The 16,817-nt window shown below is 45.5% G+C and carries 14 protein-coding genes; 5 read left to right on the forward strand and 9 right to left on the reverse strand.

The genetic code is table 11. The features are described 5' to 3' along the window. Window positions 1–237: 237 nt before the first annotated feature. The 6 genes from DFP75_RS14880 to DFP75_RS14905 are packed head-to-tail and all read right to left on the reverse strand — an operon-like array spanning window position 238 to window position 6,339. Window positions 238–1,779, reverse strand: coding sequence for an SPOR domain-containing protein (locus DFP75_RS14880; RefSeq protein ID WP_110576848.1), 1,542 nt, complete (start codon window positions 1,777–1,779; stop codon window positions 238–240). A gap of 26 nt (window positions 1,780–1,805) precedes the next feature. Beyond that, entirely contained in the window at window positions 1,806–2,918 is a 1,113-nt protein-coding gene (gene aroB, locus DFP75_RS14885) for a 3-dehydroquinate synthase (RefSeq protein WP_110576849.1), read from the reverse strand. Beyond that, on the reverse strand, window positions 2,918–3,466 hold the full coding sequence (locus tag DFP75_RS14890; RefSeq protein WP_110576850.1) for a shikimate kinase: 549 nt from the start codon (window positions 3,464–3,466) through the stop codon (window positions 2,918–2,920). Before DFP75_RS14890 ends, aroB begins: the two co-directional genes overlap by 1 nt. A 42-nt stretch (window positions 3,467–3,508) precedes the next feature. Then, complete coding sequence (locus DFP75_RS14895; RefSeq protein ID WP_110576851.1) at window positions 3,509–4,690, reverse strand: type IV pilus secretin PilQ; 1,182 nt, start codon at window positions 4,688–4,690, stop codon at window positions 3,509–3,511. Beyond that, window positions 4,683–5,393: a hypothetical protein gene (locus tag DFP75_RS14900; RefSeq protein WP_110576852.1), complete on the reverse strand. Its 711-nt coding sequence runs from the start codon at window positions 5,391–5,393 to the stop codon at window positions 4,683–4,685. Before DFP75_RS14900 ends, DFP75_RS14895 begins: the two co-directional genes overlap by 8 nt. Further along, window positions 5,365–6,339 carry a hypothetical protein gene (locus DFP75_RS14905; RefSeq protein ID WP_110576853.1) on the reverse strand — a complete coding sequence of 325 codons (975 nt, stop codon included), beginning with the start codon at window positions 6,337–6,339 and terminating at the stop codon, window positions 5,365–5,367. The genes DFP75_RS14900 and DFP75_RS14905 overlap by 29 nt, the downstream gene beginning before the upstream one ends. A gap of 160 nt (window positions 6,340–6,499) precedes the next feature. Here DFP75_RS14905 and DFP75_RS14910 point away from each other — a divergent pair, with 160 nt between their 5' ends. After that, window positions 6,500–8,947 carry a penicillin-binding protein 1A gene (locus tag DFP75_RS14910; RefSeq protein WP_110576854.1) on the forward strand — a complete coding sequence of 816 codons (2,448 nt, stop codon included), beginning with the start codon at window positions 6,500–6,502 and terminating at the stop codon, window positions 8,945–8,947. A 157-nt stretch (window positions 8,948–9,104) separates the two neighbouring features. On the opposite strand, the gene DFP75_RS14915 is transcribed toward DFP75_RS14910, so the two are convergent. From DFP75_RS14915 to rpmE, 3 genes are all read right to left on the reverse strand, one after another. Continuing rightward, window positions 9,105–10,373 (reverse strand): malic enzyme-like NAD(P)-binding protein, encoded by a 1,269-nt coding sequence (locus tag DFP75_RS14915; protein ID WP_110576855.1) that lies wholly within the window; start codon window positions 10,371–10,373, stop codon window positions 9,105–9,107. A 170-nt stretch (window positions 10,374–10,543) separates the two neighbouring features. Beyond that, window positions 10,544–11,326, reverse strand: coding sequence for a thermonuclease family protein (locus DFP75_RS14920; RefSeq protein ID WP_110576856.1), 783 nt, complete (start codon window positions 11,324–11,326; stop codon window positions 10,544–10,546). 8 nt (window positions 11,327–11,334) lie between these two features. After that, window positions 11,335–11,550, reverse strand: a complete 216-nt coding sequence (gene rpmE / locus DFP75_RS14925; protein ID WP_110576857.1) for a 50S ribosomal protein L31 — start codon at window positions 11,548–11,550, stop codon at window positions 11,335–11,337. A gap of 268 nt (window positions 11,551–11,818) precedes the next feature. Between rpmE and DFP75_RS14930 the strand changes: the two genes are divergently transcribed. The 4 genes from DFP75_RS14930 (at window position 11,819) to hslU (ending at window position 16,776) form a co-directional block, all read left to right on the forward strand. Further along, window positions 11,819–14,050, forward strand: coding sequence for a primosomal protein N' (locus DFP75_RS14930; RefSeq protein WP_110576858.1), 2,232 nt, complete (start codon window positions 11,819–11,821; stop codon window positions 14,048–14,050). A 65-nt stretch (window positions 14,051–14,115) separates the two neighbouring features. After that, on the forward strand, window positions 14,116–14,721 hold the full coding sequence (locus tag DFP75_RS14935; RefSeq protein WP_110576859.1) for an SPOR domain-containing protein: 606 nt from the start codon (window positions 14,116–14,118) through the stop codon (window positions 14,719–14,721). Between the two features lie 120 nt (window positions 14,722–14,841). Beyond that, window positions 14,842–15,393 (forward strand): ATP-dependent protease subunit HslV, encoded by a 552-nt coding sequence (hslV, locus tag DFP75_RS14940; protein WP_110576860.1) that lies wholly within the window; start codon window positions 14,842–14,844, stop codon window positions 15,391–15,393. A 60-nt stretch (window positions 15,394–15,453) separates the two neighbouring features. Beyond that, complete coding sequence (gene hslU / locus DFP75_RS14945; protein WP_110576861.1) at window positions 15,454–16,776, forward strand: ATP-dependent protease ATPase subunit HslU; 1,323 nt, start codon at window positions 15,454–15,456, stop codon at window positions 16,774–16,776. Window positions 16,777–16,817: the final 41 nt, after the last annotated feature.

Genomic DNA, 16,817 nt, shown 5'->3' on the forward strand with positions numbered 1-16,817 from the left:
CAAACTGACGTAGCCCTGTTTTATGTTATTTAGACGGTTTTTGGAGGGGTTTTACCGGCAAATAGCGGCGACTTAGAGAATTATCTATGGCGGGAGTTTTTGCAAACAGAAAATTCCACTGTTCATTCATGTTTTTCAGAGAATTACAGTGATTTTTACTAAATTTAGGTAATGGCTATACAAAAGCGTCACAAAAAACCATTTATGCGGCGTTTTCTACTTCATTCCACAGTCAAATCACTGGGCTTTTCGAATATCGTCCTGAATACCTCGAGCACTTCTAGCCCAAGGATTCAAATCGCGGATATCTTTTGGAAGCGTTTCGGCACCGGCGATGGCTTCACTGCGATTACGATACATACCATAAACCACGACAAACCAGTCTTTGCCGTTATGTTTCGATTTAAAGTAGCCAAATGCATCAACGCCACCTTGGTCGCGAATAAAGTCCTGTACTGTACCTTTATTATGCGTTCCTAAGAGCTGCAGCGTGTATCGATTAGGATTCTGAGAAAGCCACCATTCCGTCTTATCAAAAGGGTCTTTCGTTACTTTCAGGTTAGCTTGTTCGGTTCTCGTTGCAACCTCTTCTGGCGCTTCCTCGACGATTGGCGCAGCTGCCAATTCTGGCGCTTCTGAGCGAATCGGTGCCGTAGAGATGGTAGAATTTGTCATTGCGGGCGTTGTGGCGGGCAATGACCGCGAAGTACTAATAGCAGGCAACGATGAGTCAGTAGGAATGGGTGGCAGAACGACATCCCCTTCTTGACCAATTTTACGCTGCATCGCATCAATTCTAGCAATGGTTTCCGCCGATGACTGGCCTTGTCTTGGACTCAAAGGAATAACATTACTGGCTCTGTCTGCTGTCGCGGTTGATTTATCTGGCTTATCAGAAAATAACACGGCAACCAGAATACCCAACATCACCACAGACAAAAGCGCCATGTGCGCTAGCGGAAATCCCATAGCAAGATTGAAACGCATGCCGGATTTCGCTGGCTTATTACCATTCCCCATTAATGCCTGTGCAGCCTGGTTTATTCGTCCAGGGTAGCCGCCCGATTCTTGGTGGATTTGTTTCACCTGCTTGTCATTAAAAGGCAGGTTAATACCACCGCTCACCGCGCGAATACGATGTAATAAATACGCTTTTGTTTGTTCAAGTGAATAAGGTGCGAGCGTAAAAGAATGACTTAATTGCTCATAACGGGCGCTTTGATAAGAGTCTAGATTCCTAGCAAGTGAATACTCACTGAACAGCACCACATGTGGCACAGTTTGATTGTCTGTCGCTAAAGACATCATATCTAATAGCATGCTGACAGCATCTGTATTTAACTCTTGCGCATTATCAATCAACACCAATGCGGCTTGGCCTTTTTCCTCTAAATCATGAGAGAACTTAAGCAAAGGCCCAAACGTGGTTTCATTTGGTGGCTGAGTAAAATGACCAGAGAATCCAGCGTATATAGCCTGTAGCAACTGGCCTGCCGTCATTAACATTGTGGCTTTAACATGGCTAACTATGGTTGTTTCGTCTTGGTGACGCGCGAATTCCATAAGGAAACGGCTTTTACCGCTACCTTGTGGTCCTTGCACAACAGACAATAAATTGCTGTAACGACTTAAATGTTCTAGCAAAGCCAATTGCTGATTGCCTTCTTCAGACGCAAAATAAACCGATGCGTCTTTCGAGCCAAAAGGATCCCTCAGCGTGGCTTTTGGCGGCTGATTAAGCGCATCCTCTAAATCAAACTGAAAGTCTGGCTTTGCCATAATCGTCCTTCAACAATAAGTTGCCATTAAGAAATGGCAAGGTTAGCTTGTTTACTCGCTTCAAGCGCATCCGTTAGACAAGCATTGAAGTCTTCCATTGGAAAATCTGATGTTACAATGGCTTCGCCTAAAGCGCCAAGTAGCACCAAACGCAAACTGCCATCCAACACTTTTTTATCCAATGCCATACGTTCAACAAAATTAGCCAAGGTCATGTTTACTGGCGGCAAGATAGGCAGTTTAGCGGCTTTAAAGAGATCAACCGTGCGTCTAAAATCCTCATCAGTGATATTGCCCATGCGCCATGAAAGATCCATTGCCAACACACTTCCTGCTGCGACAGCTTCGCCATGCAACCAGTTGCCATAGCCCATTTGGGTTTCAATAGCGTGACCGAAGGTATGGCCTAAATTGAGAATAGCACGAACGCCGCCCTCTCTTTCATCTTGTGCAACGACATTGGCCTTAGCCAAGCAAGAGCGATAAATAGCTTCGCTAATTTTGTCATTATCTAATGACATCAAAGCCGGCATTTCTTGTTCTAGCCAATCAAAAAATGGCACATCACAAATCAGGCCGTACTTAATCACTTCAGCCATACCTGCCGACAACTCTCGTTGAGGCAAACTTAACAAACTATCGGTATCAATAATCACCGCTTGAGGCTGATAAAATGCCCCAATCATGTTTTTACCAAGAGGATGGTTAACGCCTGTCTTACCACCAACAGAAGAATCCACTTGAGACAACAAGGTAGTTGGCACTTGAATAAAAGGCACACCACGCTGATACGTCGCTGCGGCAAAACCTGCCATATCACCAACAACACCACCACCTAGAGCAATCACTGTCGTGGTTCGATTGTGTTTGGCTTCCAACAGTGATGTCATTATCGTGCCGTAAGTATCGAGTGTTTTAAACTCTTCTCCATCTGGCAATATACAAGTATCAACCTTGTAGTCAGCTGACAACATGTCAACCATCGCATCTAGATAAAGTGGGGCAATCGTGTCATTGGTCACTATCATGACCTGTTTGCCATGAATCGCTTCATCAAAAAGGGCTTTTTGCTGACGTATGCCACGACCAATATAAATGGGGTAGCTGCGCTCGTTCAGATCAACGGTTAATGTACGCATTAGGATGTAGTTGTCTCCTCTTTTAAATGGCGCTTAATAGCGTCTAACACCTTGTTAGCAACAGATCTGGGGTGACGAGAATCCGTTTCAATCACCAGGGTCGCCACTTCCCTGTATAAAGGATCACGAACTTCAAACAGTTTTTTGAGTGTTGCTTTGGGGTCACCGGTTTGCAATAACGGACGGTGATTACTTTTAGATGTCCGATATAACTGCTGTGCGACAGAAGCATACAGGTATACAACCAGAGCATTTTCACGAAGAATGTCTCGGTTTTCTTCACGCATCACAATGCCGCCACCAGTCGCCAAGACAGAATCGCCTTTATCTGACTGTGCAACAGACGCCAAGGCTTGGGTTTCACGTTTACGGAAACCGTCCTCGCCTTCCCTCTCAAAAATCCAAGGAATATCTGCACCAGCATTATCTTCTATGACTTTATCTAGATCATAGAAGTCTTTATCCATTGATTGAGAAATCAAACGGCCTATTGTCGTTTTTCCTGCGCCCATGGGGCCTACTAAAATAATATTGGGGGCTTTTATCATTGTATTCAATTACATCGGAATTAAGCAGATTTAGACTGCGGCCTAGTTAACTGACATTTGTAGCAGCTTTGGCGTAATAAATACAAGTAATTCAACCTTTTCTTGCTGTTCTGATCGTCTTTTAAACAGCTCGCCCAACAATGGAATCGCACTAAAGAAAGGTACTCGGCTCTCTGATTCAAAGCGTTCTTCGCGAAAAATCCCCCCTAAAACAAGCGTTTCTTGGTTTTTCACGACCACCTGCGTTTTTAAACGATTGGTTTTCAAGCTAGGAACACCATTTACTAGGTCACCCACAGAGTCTTGATGAATATTAAGCGACAACAAAATATTTCCTCCCTCTTTTACAAAGGGCGTCACTTCCAACATCAGCGCTGCTTGGCGAAATTCGATACTCACTTTGTCATCATTTACGGTTTGATAAGGTACTTCTGTCCCCGACTCAATTCGAGCCGCCTGACCTTCGGATGTGACGATTTTAGGTTTGGACACCACATTAGCCAAACCTTCCCCTTCCATCATCTCCAATGTGAAAGCCAACAATCCAGAGCCACCAGCATTGGCAAAACTTAAACTGGTTGACGGTGTAAGAGCACCCAAATCCACCGCACCGCCCATTGAAGATCGAACACCGTCAGACAACTTGGCTTGCCAGTTAACACCAAACTGAGATTGCGCGGTACGGCTCACCTGAGCAATTTGCGCACTGATTTCTATTTGTCGGAGCGGTGCATCTAACCACACCAATGTCTCACGAATACCTTCAAATGATTCACACGAAGAAGCAACAATCGAATTCGTACGACTATCAACAATTAAAGAAAGTGACGGATACAATGTTTGTAAGTGCACACCAACAACTTCCGCCTTGGCGTGCTTTAATACCCAGTAAGCACGTTGACAAATGGCTTTCGCTTCCTTGCCCTCAGACTCATCCTTAATAACATTTGGCATTAATACAGCAACAGATCCTTGCCATTCGAGACGCAAATGCGGCGGTTGAGCAACCGCCTCCATCACCTCTTTCCAACTTGCATTTTTTATAGATAAGGTTATTACATCGTCTATTTCTTGGCTTATGACTACACTCTCATTCATTTGTGCCGCGAGCCAAGGTAGTACTTCTTGCAAGGAGCGAGATTCAAAATACACATCCATTGCATAAACAGAGCGCGCGCTGATCACAGAAAGAATAACCAAAACCCGCAAATATACACTAATCATCAGCTTCTCCTTTTTGGCGTATCACCAAGGTCTGTAAGGAGCTATCGTTTGCAATTAAGGTCACTTGATCTAACGACACTGTCCCAACTGACAATCCCGCCGAAGGTAACCAGCTCCCTTCTTGTACCCAGTAGCGATGATTTTTATATTGAACCAAGGCAGAGGTATTTTCTGACGTACGCATCGTCGACAGCAGCTGCCAATCCCTTTGATTGAAACGCTCGATCAAAATGCGCGCTGGTAACCAATTGTGGTACTCACGGTTCATTTTTGGAGCCTGAATCGAAAAGTGCATTTTTCCTTGCCACTGCCCGTTGCTCTCTTTTTGCCATGACACTGATAACAAGGTTAAGGCAAATCGCTCCTCAATTTGCTCTAATGCCGCTTGCCATTGCGGCAGAGACGCTGTGCCTTTGACTTCCCACGCGGAGGCCATATTTTGCGCGGTATCGATTATTTGGTGCTGCAACCAAGGGTGATCCGTCAATTGAACCCTTGCTAACGCGCGACTTTGTCGTTGTATGGCACTCCATGATCGCTGTGCGCCTTGTTTCAGCTTAAATTGCCGGTCTGCGTTATTCTGAGCAGCAGAAAGAAAGGGATACCAAACCGCCAACTGCAACATAACCAACAACAGCACAAACAAGAGATTGACGCGTAACAAAGAGCCTTTGCTAACCGGAAAAAATGGAAATAGAGACATCCAATACCTCCGCGTTATTGTGCATAGAAACAGCGGATTGAGAGGTGTGGTTTACTTCCCAGAGCCATTGCGGGAATTGATGCTGCCAGCCAATGAAAATGGTATCTAAATCAGACTCAGGCAACATCATTCGAATCTCAGCCTTCACACCGTCACTGTTCACTGCCAACAACTGAACCCTTCTAGGAAACGCTTGTACTGCACTTAGGACTGACTGAGTGAAATCATTTTCGATCCGAACCGCTTTCCAAGCGGCTTGTAATTCCGATATTTCCTGACGGGCTAAGAATGCATCTTCCGTTTGTTTATGCAGCGAAAAAAGATACCCAAGTGCACTTCCTTGAACGAGCAAACTCAACGCCAACAAGTAGCTTAACAATACGCGTGTTTTTTGGCTTTTCACCTTTTCTGGCTGATAAGTAGACAAAGCCTGCTTTTTGCAATGTGACCACGATCGTGATGACGGCTTCATCCTCTGCCATTGACTAAACGGCATAATCACACAGTTTTTTGCCATGCCATGAAAAGGGCGACAAAGCTGCTCTGCCCATTCACTCGAACAAGCAAACACAGTTAACTCTGAACGTTTATCCGACAAGGAAACCTGCGAATAACTGAACTGCACCGCCTCAGGTGGCAAAAAAGTAATTTCCGTCGCATAACTCAGCGCAGCCAAAGGCAACAACGAGACAGGAATTAAGTGGTCTACCTGAGATCGAGAAACAGTAAGCCAAGCATCGGGCACTAAAACCAGCACAGGAACATGTTGAGACAACGATTCAAGAGGTAAAGTTTGATGTATTGCAGATAATTGAAAAGTATCAGGCACAGAGCTGTCCTGATCAATCGATTGTAATGCGACTAATTCTGCCGCTTTACAAGAATCATAAAACCTACACTGCTCAGCCGTATAAACAGCAACAGCATAGCTAGGAACCAACCGCATCATTCATCCTTGAAATTATAGGTTATTCAATACAAAGCTTCATTTGACATCCGTGCCAAATTTTTACCAAGATAACACGATTTGATGCAAAGTTAAGCGCCTATTCTAGGATAATCTTAGGTATAATGGCTTTTTTTCACTCAGTATTGATTAGATTCATATGGCCAAGACATTTAAAATTCTCTTCTTTCTCGGTCTTTTTGGGGCCCTTTGCGCTGTCGGCATCACTTATGCCATTTACTACAACGTTAAAGACCGCATTCCCACAGTCGATGAACTTAAAGCCATAGAACTAAGAATACCGCTGCGCATCTATACTGCTGACGACCAACTAATTGGTGAATTCGGAGAACAACGCCGCTCGCCGATTAATTACGCAGAGATTCCAACCAATTTAGAACACGCCATTTTAGCCGCAGAAGACACCAACTTTTATCATCACCCGGGGGTAGACATTCTTGGCCTAGGACGAGCCGTGATGCAGCTTATTACTACCGGACAAAAGCAAGGTGGTGGCAGTACCATTACCATGCAGGTGGCACGTAACTATTTCCTTTCGTTTGAACAGACCTACACTCGTAAATTCACAGAAATCTTTATTGCCTTAAAAATGGAGCGAGAGCTCACTAAGCATGAAATCCTTGAACTTTATGTGAATAAAATCTACTTAGGTAATCGAGCTTATGGCTTCGAAGCCGCAGCTCAGGTCTATTATGGTAAGAATCTCAACGAGCTGAATCTTGCGCAACTAGCAATGATAGCGGGCCTACCAAAGGCACCTTCTCGCTTTAACCCTATCGTAAACCCTTCTCGCGCCTTGATCCGCCGCAACTGGATTCTACAACGCATGTTGTCCCTAGGCATGATTGATAAAGATGCCTACCAAGAAGCCGTTGAAGCACCTATTACCGCTAAGAACCACGGCGTCATGCCAGACATTGAAGCAGGTTACATTGCAGAAATGGTTCGAGCAGAACTATACAGCACCTTCGGCGATGACCTTTACAGCACGGGAATGACCGTCTATACAACCATCGATTCGACTCGCCAAAAAGCCGCTAACAGCGCTATTTTTAATGGGGTTTTAAGCTACGACACTCGTCATGGCTACCGAGGCTCCATTGATACCCGAGTGGACCTGGTTGAAGCACCGCTCGAAGAACAAGAAAAAGCCTTACAAGACATAGAGCGCTTTTATAATTGGCAAACCGCTCTGGTTATTAGCACCGACAACAAGACAGCCGACGTTCGACTAGCAGATGGTAAACGCGCCACGCTAGCGTGGGATGCAATAAAATGGGCGAAACCTTATATCAATGAAGATTCACAGGGTCCAGCGCCAACGACCGTCGCTGATGTCTTAGTTCCCGGTGATATTGTGCGCCTGCGACCAGACGCCCAACTTGGCTGGATATTGGCCCAAAAGCCAACCGTTCAAAGCGCATTAATTTCTTTGAACAGTAAAGATGGCGCAATTCAAGCACTTGTCGGTGGCTTTAATTTTTATGAAAACAAGTTCAACCGTATCACTCAGTCTAAGCGCCAACCTGGTTCCAACTTTAAACCCTTTATTTATGCCAGCGCATTAGATAGAGGCTACACAGCAGCCAGCATTATCAACGATGCGCCTGTTGTATTTAATGACTCAAACTTGGCATCCGCTTGGCGTCCAACCAACGACGGCGGCAAATTCTATGGGCCGACACGTTTACGCCAAGCACTGTATCGCTCACAAAACATCGTCTCTGTTCGTCTATTGGATGAGCTGGGCGTTCGGCCTACTCTTAATTTCTTAAGACGCTTTGGCTTTGATCCAAATGAGCTACCACATAACCTGTCATTATCATTGGGCAGTGCCAACCTATCGCCACTACAGATCGCAACAGGTTATGCCGTGTTTTCCAATGGTGGCTACCAAGTACAGCCTTACCTTATTGATAGAGTGATAGACCGCAACAATGAAACGCTTTTCCAAGCAAGCCCAGTCACCGTTTGTAAAACCTGTACTATGCTGGAAAAAACCAATGATGACGAACAGCAGATGGGGCTGTTTAGCACTCCTGAAGGCATTAAGAGCTTACCAGTCGCACCGCAAGTGCTTGACCCAGAAGTGAACTACATCACTTATGACATGATGAGAGATGTCATCAAATACGGTACAGGGCGACGTGCTCGTGTGCTCCAACGAGATGATATTGCCGGCAAAACAGGTACCACTAACGATGGACGCGACGCTTGGTTCTCTGGCTTTAATGGCGAATTAGTCACCTCCGTATGGAGTGGCTTTGACAACTCATCTCCGCTAGGTCGCGGTGAATGGGGTGGCTCTGTGTCGCTGCCGCCTTGGATTGATTACATGCGCGAAGCACTGAAAGGCACAGAGCCTTCCTATGTTGCAAAACCGTCTTCTTTGGTTACCGTCAGAATCGACCCGAACACAGGCGAACGAGCACTGCCTGGGCAGTCTAATGCCATTTTCGAAATATTTAGAAGAGACCACGTGCCAGCACAAAGAGAGCTGGATTTACCACAATCCAATAACTCTAGTAATGACAACGAAGCACAAGAAGAGAAACGAGAAAATAACGTATTAGAGAATTTGTTCTAATACACCTTGGTAAGATGTGAAAATGCCAGCTTTATGCTGGCATTTTTTATGGCCTCCAACACTATCCAAGCTATTGCTGCTTGTTCATCGAAAATCACAGCCATAAAAAAGGCGACTCCTTATTAGGGAGTCGCCTTTTTAGCAGATCACGATTCGATTAAGCACCGAAGTGATCAAGGTTCTCTAGTGGGTAGAAATCTGGGTATGGAAGCATTGCCACACCAGAATCAACCGCTGCGCGTGCAACCGCTGCAGACACTACGTTAAGCAAACGAGAGTCCATTGGTTTTGGCAAAATGTACTCTTTACCAAACGTCAATGCACCGCCGCCGTATGCTGCAACAACATCCGCTGGCGCTTCTTCTTTCGCAAGATCTTTAAGTGCGTGAACCGCAGCAATCTTCATTTCTTCATTGATCTTAGTCGCACGAACGTCTAAAGCACCACGGAAAATGAAAGGGAAACCTAGCACGTTATTCACTTGGTTTGGATAATCAGAGCGGCCTGTTGCCATAATCAAATCGTCACGAGTTGCACGAGCAAGCTCTGGATTGATTTCTGGATCTGGGTTTGAACAAGCAAAAACGATTGGGTTAGCCGCCATTTTAGCAAGCTGATCAGCAGACAATAGATCTGGACCAGATACGCCGATGAATACATCAGCACCATCAATAGCATCATCAAGCGTGCGCTTATCAGTATCAATCGCAAACATTGCTTTAAACTGGTTCAAGTCTGTACGACCAGAATGGATAACACCGTTACGGTCTAGAACGAAGATATTCTCACGTTGCGCACCACAAGCGATGATCAGTTTCATACAAGCCGTTGCCGCCGCACCAGCACCTAAGCAAACAATTTTAGCCTCAGCAATGTCTTTGCCTTGAAGCTCAAGCGCATTCAAAAGGCCTGCTGCCGTAACGATCGCTGTGCCGTGTTGGTCATCATGGAACACTGGGATAGAACAACGTTCGATCAATTGACGTTCAATTTCAAAACACTCAGGTGCTTTGATGTCTTCTAGGTTAATACCGCCGTATGTGTTCGCAATACGAGCAACGGTATCAATAAAGGCTTGTGGGCTTTCAGATTCAACTTCCACATCAACAGAATTAATGCCAGCGAAGCGTTTAAACAATAAACCTTTACCTTCCATAACTGGCTTGCTCGCCAATGGACCTAGGTTACCTAAACCAAGAATCGCTGAACCATCAGAAATAACAGCGACTAAATTGCCTTTTCCAGTATAGCGATATGCATTCTCTGGATCTTTTGCAATTTCACGACAAGGCTCAGCCACACCTGGGCTGTATGCAAGAGAAAGATCACGAGCCGTTGCTGTTGGCTTAGTAATAGTAACGCTCAATTTTCCTGGAACTGGGTACTCATGGTAGTCCAGTGCAGCTTGTTTTATGTCTTCTGCCATTATTATGTTTCCGTCTATTTGGTGTAATTCATTAGTTTTATCATAGCCAAATTGGGCCTTGTTCCCAAGCCTACAAAAGCTTCGAAAGTGGCACCTTATAATTTTGTGTCGTCAGAATAATCGATATATCTAATACTTTAAAGCGTAAGACCATAGGAATATCCTATTAATCAAGGACTGACAGAGTCTTTCACCTCAAGCAAATCATTAGGGTGCCTTACCGAAAGTACCCAAGATTTAAAGTCTGAATGTCGACTTTTCCTTCGATGCTGCCAACCACGTACTTCTATCTCTCGCCCCTCAAGATAAAATATTTCTTGAGCTGGCCAATAGTCGATAACACTAGGTGGCAAATTGATTACTAGATCCTGATCGGTTTCTAGCCACCAACCCCCTCGGTTCTTAGTAATTGAGGTGATGTTAACACGAGAAATTGCAAAACCAGCTTTTGGCTGCCACTGCAAAGATTGCTGCCATAATTTCTTATGTGCTTTGCGAGCTATGTTTTCAGATGCCTCAAAACAAGCCTGATAAGCTAAGTTTGGAGGGATTGCAATACGATAACCAAGGCCTTCGGATAGTAGCTGACTTGTCAACGAAATACGATCTTTATCGAAAAGATAGTACAAATTACGACCATATCTATCTTTGTCGACTTTTGCCGTTTGAATATAAACAAATTGGTCGAGACGAGAGCGGACAAACTCTGTTGCCTCAACCGCAAAAGGCTCATGATTGCCTTTTTTGTGATCGAGTTCGGGAGTATCGATTCCCACCAGCCGGACTTTTCGGCCATCAACAAGATGGATTGTATCGCCATCGACAATGCGTTTTATCTTGGCTTTTTCAAGCGGACCATTCGCGACACAAAGCGCCTCTGCTTGAACCACAAAGGACAAAAACAAAAAAAGCGCCAAGAGAACTTGGCGCTTTTTTAAAGGGATCACAGTCATTCCACCAATTACTTAGTAGTACGACGCGCTCCGAAACGCTTGTTGAAGCGATCAACACGACCACCAGTGTCCAACATTTTTTGCTGGCCTGTGTAGAAAGGGTGACATTTGCTACATACGTCGATGTGCATGTCTTGACCATGTGTTGAGTTCAAGCTCAAAGTGTTACCACAAGTACAAGTTGCAGTAAGCGCAGAGTAAGCTGGGTGGATATCTTTTTTCATCGTAGTTACCTTAAAGTTTGGTGTGCCGCCACTTGATCGATATATAAATGGGCTATCGCCTCGCCAAGCACCGCACGTTTCGTTGTACAGACATTGTACAGTGGATCCAAGAACGGCGTATTTTAGGGATCTATGATCCAATCAGCAACCTTTTTATAACGCTTTTCTTATAAAATTGTGACTCGCCCTTAGTCACCACTCTGACGTACACTTATCTAAATCATTAAGAACTGTCATTTTTGCTCTACTAAAAGGTTCAATCTAACGCATGTCTGAAGCGCTTCTTACACTTCCCCCATACATTAAAGTCGCTTTGCCCGTGCCAATGCGGACACTCTTTGACTATAAAGTACCCAAAGCGATAGCGCTGAGGCATGAGTTAAAGCCAGGCATGCGCGTGAAAGTTCCCTTCGGTAAAAGCAGCCGTCTTGGTGTTATCGTAGCCCTTAGCGACACTTGTGACTGGGATCCTGAACAAGTTAAGCCGCTAACCTCTCTCCAAGATGAAAGTCCGGTCATTACTGCAGAGTTAATGGCACTGTGTGAATGGGCTGCACGATACTATCACCACCCAATTGGCGATGTGATATTTCATGCCTTGCCAGTCCTACTTCGTAAAGGTGAAAACGCAGAGTTTCGCACGGAAAATTGGTGGTTCACCACGCCACAAGGACAATCTCTCGATCTTGAACAGCTAAGTAGAGCGCCCCGTCAGCAAGATTTTCTAAAAGCAGTGCAACAGCACCCAAACGGCCTAAGCCAACATGCGGCGTCAGTATTAGACCTTGCTCCGGCGGCAGGCAAAAGTTTAGAAGAAAAAGGCTTATTACGGCGCGAACCTCGCTCCTTCAACAAAGGTGGAGAAAAGCACGCACACCAAACTCAGGTTCCACCAACGCTTAACCCAGAGCAAATGAGAGCAACTGAACATCTATTAGATTATCGCCATCAGTTTAATGTCTCTTTATTGGATGGCGTGACGGGCAGCGGCAAAACAGAAGTTTTTTTGCGCGTTATGGAGCGCCTGATTGAAGAAGGTAAACAAGTGCTGGTGATGGTGCCAGAAATCGGTCTAACCCCACAGACCCTAAAGCGCTTTGAAATTCGGTTTAACACTGACATCGTCTTAATGCATTCCAACATGAGCGATAGAGAGCGCTTAGACGCTTGGTTATTAGCTGCCAGTGGCCATGCAAAAATCATTATAGGCACACGCTCTGCCGCTTTTATTCCCGCCCCCAACCTTGGCATGATCGTTATCGATGAAGAGCATGATACCTCTTACAAACAACACGAGGGTTTTCGCTACCATGCTCGGGACCTTGCGATAAAGCGGGCTCAAACACTAAATGTTCCCGTACTACTGGCCTCCGCCACGCCATCATATGAAAGCCTAACCAATGCACTGCAAAAACGTTTTGCTTGGTTAAAACTGCGTCAACGAGCAGGCAATGCACATATTCCAGAAATGGAGAGAGTCGACCTGCGAGGGAAAAGCCTCGTTCATGGTTTCAGCGAACAAGCGCTTGCGAGCATGAAATTGTGCTTAGAACGCAAAGAACAAGTCCTAGTCTTTTTAAACCGTCGAGGTTACGCGCCCACATTAATGTGCCACCAATGTGGCTGGATCGCGGCATGCGATCATTGTGATGTTAATCTCACCGTGCACAAACGCGCGAATAAGCTACATTGCCATCATTGTGACACGCAAAAAGCACTTCTCCATACTTGCCCAGAGTGCCAATCAGAAGAACTGTTTACTGTTGGCGAAGGCACAGAGCAAATTGAAACTCAGCTCAGCACGCTTTTTAAAGACGTGCCCATTTTACGTATTGACCGCGACAGCACTCAGCGTAAATCGGCTATGGCGAAGCTCACCCAAAAAATTCATGAACATGACCAAGCGATTCTCATCGGTACACAGATGCTAGCCAAAGGCCATCACTTTCCCAACGTCACTTTGGTGATCATCATGGATGCTGATGCGGGGTTATTTTCGTCTGATTTTCGGGGTATGGAGCGAACAGCTCAGCTTATTACCCAAGTCGCAGGGCGTGCTGGTCGCGCCAAAAAACCTGGGCACGTTTTGCTACAGACGTATCACCCAGACCATGCCGCGATCGAATCTTTGTGCAATCTTGGCTATGAGCATTTTGCTATAGACGGCTTGGCAGAGCGAAAATCGCTTGCGCTTCCACCCTTTTATCACCAAGTTATAGTGCGAGCCGAATCGGGTAATGAACAAGAAGCTATGCAGCTATTATCCGCTATGAGAAATGACCTTGAACCCCACTTCGCAAAAGAAGTTTATTTGGTTGGGCCTTATGCAGCCATCATTGTTCGTAAGGCTGGGCAACACCGAGCACTGATCTCGATTAAAGCGGCTAACCGAGCACCTTTGCATCAAGCGACCCAAATGATCAGCGATTGGCTAGAGCTGTCGACTCGACAGCATAGAATTCGTTTTGCAATTGATGTAGATCCACTGGAAACTTACTGATCTTGCACGCATAATGTGCGCAATCGATTCAGCACCCTATTTACACATAGCAAAAAGCCCAAATTATGTTTAGCCCCATTCAAATTGCAGCAAAAGGCAGCCGTCCCAAAAAAGGGGCGACTCGTCGAACGCCTCCCCCACAAAAACGCAAAACAGCGTGGTGGTTATGGCTGCTAGTACCCGCCATCCTTGTCGCATTTATTTATGGTCTAATGCAACTTAACCAAGTCGCGCCAAAATCGGTCTCTGTACCAGTAGAGAAAACGAAAGTAGCGCCTAAACCTAAGCCAACACCGGCGAAAGAAGAGCCTATCAAGGTTGTTCCGAAGAAAGACACCTTCGAGTTCTACCAAATACTGCAAGACAGCAAAGTGGATACCAGTCATGTAGACGCTTATCAATCAACGCCTCGTGGCGAGCAAGACTTTTATTACATGCTGCAAGCGGCTTCTTTCAGAAACCCTGAAGACGCAGATCGCATGCGAGCGCAACTCATCCTATCTGGACTTGTTGAAAGCAGCATACGTAAAACCATAGGGCAAGATGAACAACCTTGGTACCGCGTGGTATTAGGCCCTTATGAATCGCGCTCCAAAATGAATCGCGCCGAAGACAAGCTCGTTTCAATGGACATCGCACCCTATTCTTACAAGGTCAAAAAAGAACAATAACGTTCCTCTCCATCTCGTATAGATTGCATACAGAAAATGGAAACAGATTCTGTATGCAATCCTTGCTTGAAATCCTTCTGCTCGCCCCCACTTTATTAGAATCGAAACTGGAGTAGACCCATGACAACGATTCTAACTGTACGTAAAGGCAACCAAGTCGTCGTAGGCGGCGATGGACAAGTATCTTTAGGCAACACTGTGATGAAAGGCAACGCACGTAAAGTACGCCGCTTATACCATGGTGAAGTCATCGCTGGATTCGCTGGCGGTACAGCGGATGCTTTTACCCTATTCGAGCGCTTTGAAGGCCAACTTGAAAAACACCAAGGCCATCTTGTTCGTGCTGCCGTCGATCTTGCTAAAGACTGGCGATCAGACCGTGCACTACGCAAATTAGAAGCCATGCTCATCGTCGCCAATAAAGAAAGCACCCTAATCATCACAGGGACTGGCGATGTAGTCGAGCCACAACACGGTGCATTAGCCATTGGTTCAGGTGGCAATTACGCAGAAGCCGCTGCGCGCGCTTTAATTGACAACACAGAGTTAAGCGCCAAAGACATCGTCGAGAAAAGCCTTAACATTGCTGCGGACATCTGTGTCTTTACCAACCACAGTCTAACCATCGAAGAAATTACAATAGACCCACAGCTTGAAGACAAATCCGCCTAGGATGTCTGCTAACAAAGCGACGTAGTCAACATAATTCAAGAATAGAGAAGAGAATTGATAATGAGCAGCATGACCCCAAGAGAGACGGTTAACGCCTTAGACAACCACATTATTGGCCAACAAAAAGCCAAGCGCGCTGTTGCTATCGCGCTGCGCAATCGCTGGCGTCGCATGCAACTTCCAGAAGAGATGCGAACAGAAGTCACCCCTAAAAACATTCTAATGATAGGACCAACAGGGGTTGGTAAAACCGAAATTGCTCGTCGCTTAGCGAAGCTGGCCAATGCGCCTTTCATTAAAATCGAAGCCACTAAGTTCACCGAAGTGGGTTATGTGGGTCGCGATGTAGAATCCATTATTCGTGATCTAGTTGAAATGGCAATTAAAATGCTGCGCGAACAAGAAACAGCCAAGTTGCGTCACAAAGCCGAAGACGCCGCAGAAGACCGCATTCTTGATGTGCTATTGCCACCTGCCCGTGGCGGCGACCCAGAATTAGAAGACAACAGCACACGTCAAACCTTCCGTAAGAAATTACGCGAAGGCCAACTAGACGATAAAGAAGTCGACATTGACGTGGCCGATGCGCCAATGGGCGTCGAAATCATGACCCCACCAGGCATGGAAGAAATGACCAGCCAATTGCAAAACCTGTTCTCTAATTTTGGCTCGCAAAAAACCAAAAAGCGCAAAATGAAAGTAAAAGAAGCTTTGCGTCAGGTTCGTGATGAAGAAGCGGCAAAACTGGTCAACGAAGAAGAATTGAAAGCCCGCGCCGTCGAAGCTGTGGAGCAAAATGGTATCGTCTTCTTAGATGAAATCGACAAAGTTGCCAAAAGTTCAGAACGTTCTGGTGGTGAAGTATCACGTGAAGGCGTACAACGTGACTTATTACCATTAGTCGAAGGTTGTACTGTCAGCACCAAATACGGCATGATAAAAACCGATCATATCCTATTTATCGCGTCTGGTGCTTTCCACTTATCAAAGCCTTCAGATCTGATTCCTGAGCTACAAGGCCGTCTACCGATTCGTGTTGAGCTAGATGCGCTTACAGTCAACGATTTCAAACGTATTTTGGTCGAGCCAAGCGCCTCTCTAACGAAACAATATGTGGCACTGGCAAAAACAGAAAATATCAATTTGAACTTCACTGAAGAAGGGATTCATCGTATTGCTGAGATCGCCTTTCAAGTAAACGAGCGTACAGAAAACATCGGTGCTCGCCGCTTGCATACGGTGCTTGAACGCTTGCTTGAAGAAGTCTCTTATTCCGCCAGCGACATGCCTGATGATCAAGTTGTCGATATTACCGCGGCATACGTTGATGAGCAGCTTGGTGAGATTGTTAAAAATGAAGATTTGAGCCAATACATACTGTAATTGACTCATCTTTCTAAAAAGACAAGTTCTTCTTGAAAAAC

It is taken from the genome of Marinomonas alcarazii (assembly GCF_003208215.1).
GTDB classification, from domain to species: Bacteria; Pseudomonadota; Gammaproteobacteria; order Pseudomonadales; family Marinomonadaceae; genus Marinomonas; species Marinomonas alcarazii.

Excerpts from the sequence above, each read along its gene's own strand:
- DFP75_RS14880 (WP_110576848.1), bottom strand. The coding sequence starts at position 1,779 with ATGGCAAAGCCAGACTTTCAGTTTGATTTAGAGGATGCGCTTAATCAG.
- rpmE (WP_110576857.1), bottom strand. The coding sequence starts at position 11,550 with ATGAAAAAAGATATCCACCCAGCTTACTCTGCGCTTACTGCAACTTGT.
- DFP75_RS14935 (WP_110576859.1), top strand. The coding sequence starts at position 14,116 with ATGTTTAGCCCCATTCAAATTGCAGCAAAAGGCAGCCGTCCCAAAAAA.
- DFP75_RS14905 (WP_110576853.1), bottom strand. The coding sequence starts at position 6,339 with ATGCGGTTGGTTCCTAGCTATGCTGTTGCTGTTTATACGGCTGAGCAG.
- hslV (WP_110576860.1), top strand. The coding sequence starts at position 14,842 with ATGACAACGATTCTAACTGTACGTAAAGGCAACCAAGTCGTCGTAGGC.
- DFP75_RS14910 (WP_110576854.1), top strand. The coding sequence starts at position 6,500 with ATGGCCAAGACATTTAAAATTCTCTTCTTTCTCGGTCTTTTTGGGGCC.
- DFP75_RS14915 (WP_110576855.1), bottom strand. The coding sequence starts at position 10,373 with ATGGCAGAAGACATAAAACAAGCTGCACTGGACTACCATGAGTACCCA.
- DFP75_RS14930 (WP_110576858.1), top strand. The coding sequence starts at position 11,819 with ATGTCTGAAGCGCTTCTTACACTTCCCCCATACATTAAAGTCGCTTTG.
- DFP75_RS14895 (WP_110576851.1), bottom strand. The coding sequence starts at position 4,690 with ATGATTAGTGTATATTTGCGGGTTTTGGTTATTCTTTCTGTGATCAGC.
- DFP75_RS14900 (WP_110576852.1), bottom strand. The coding sequence starts at position 5,393 with ATGTCTCTATTTCCATTTTTTCCGGTTAGCAAAGGCTCTTTGTTACGC.
- DFP75_RS14890 (WP_110576850.1), bottom strand. The coding sequence starts at position 3,466 with ATGATAAAAGCCCCCAATATTATTTTAGTAGGCCCCATGGGCGCAGGA.
- aroB (WP_110576849.1), bottom strand. The coding sequence starts at position 2,918 with ATGCGTACATTAACCGTTGATCTGAACGAGCGCAGCTACCCCATTTAT.
- hslU (WP_110576861.1), top strand. The coding sequence starts at position 15,454 with ATGAGCAGCATGACCCCAAGAGAGACGGTTAACGCCTTAGACAACCAC.
- DFP75_RS14920 (WP_110576856.1), bottom strand. The coding sequence starts at position 11,326 with ATGACTGTGATCCCTTTAAAAAAGCGCCAAGTTCTCTTGGCGCTTTTT.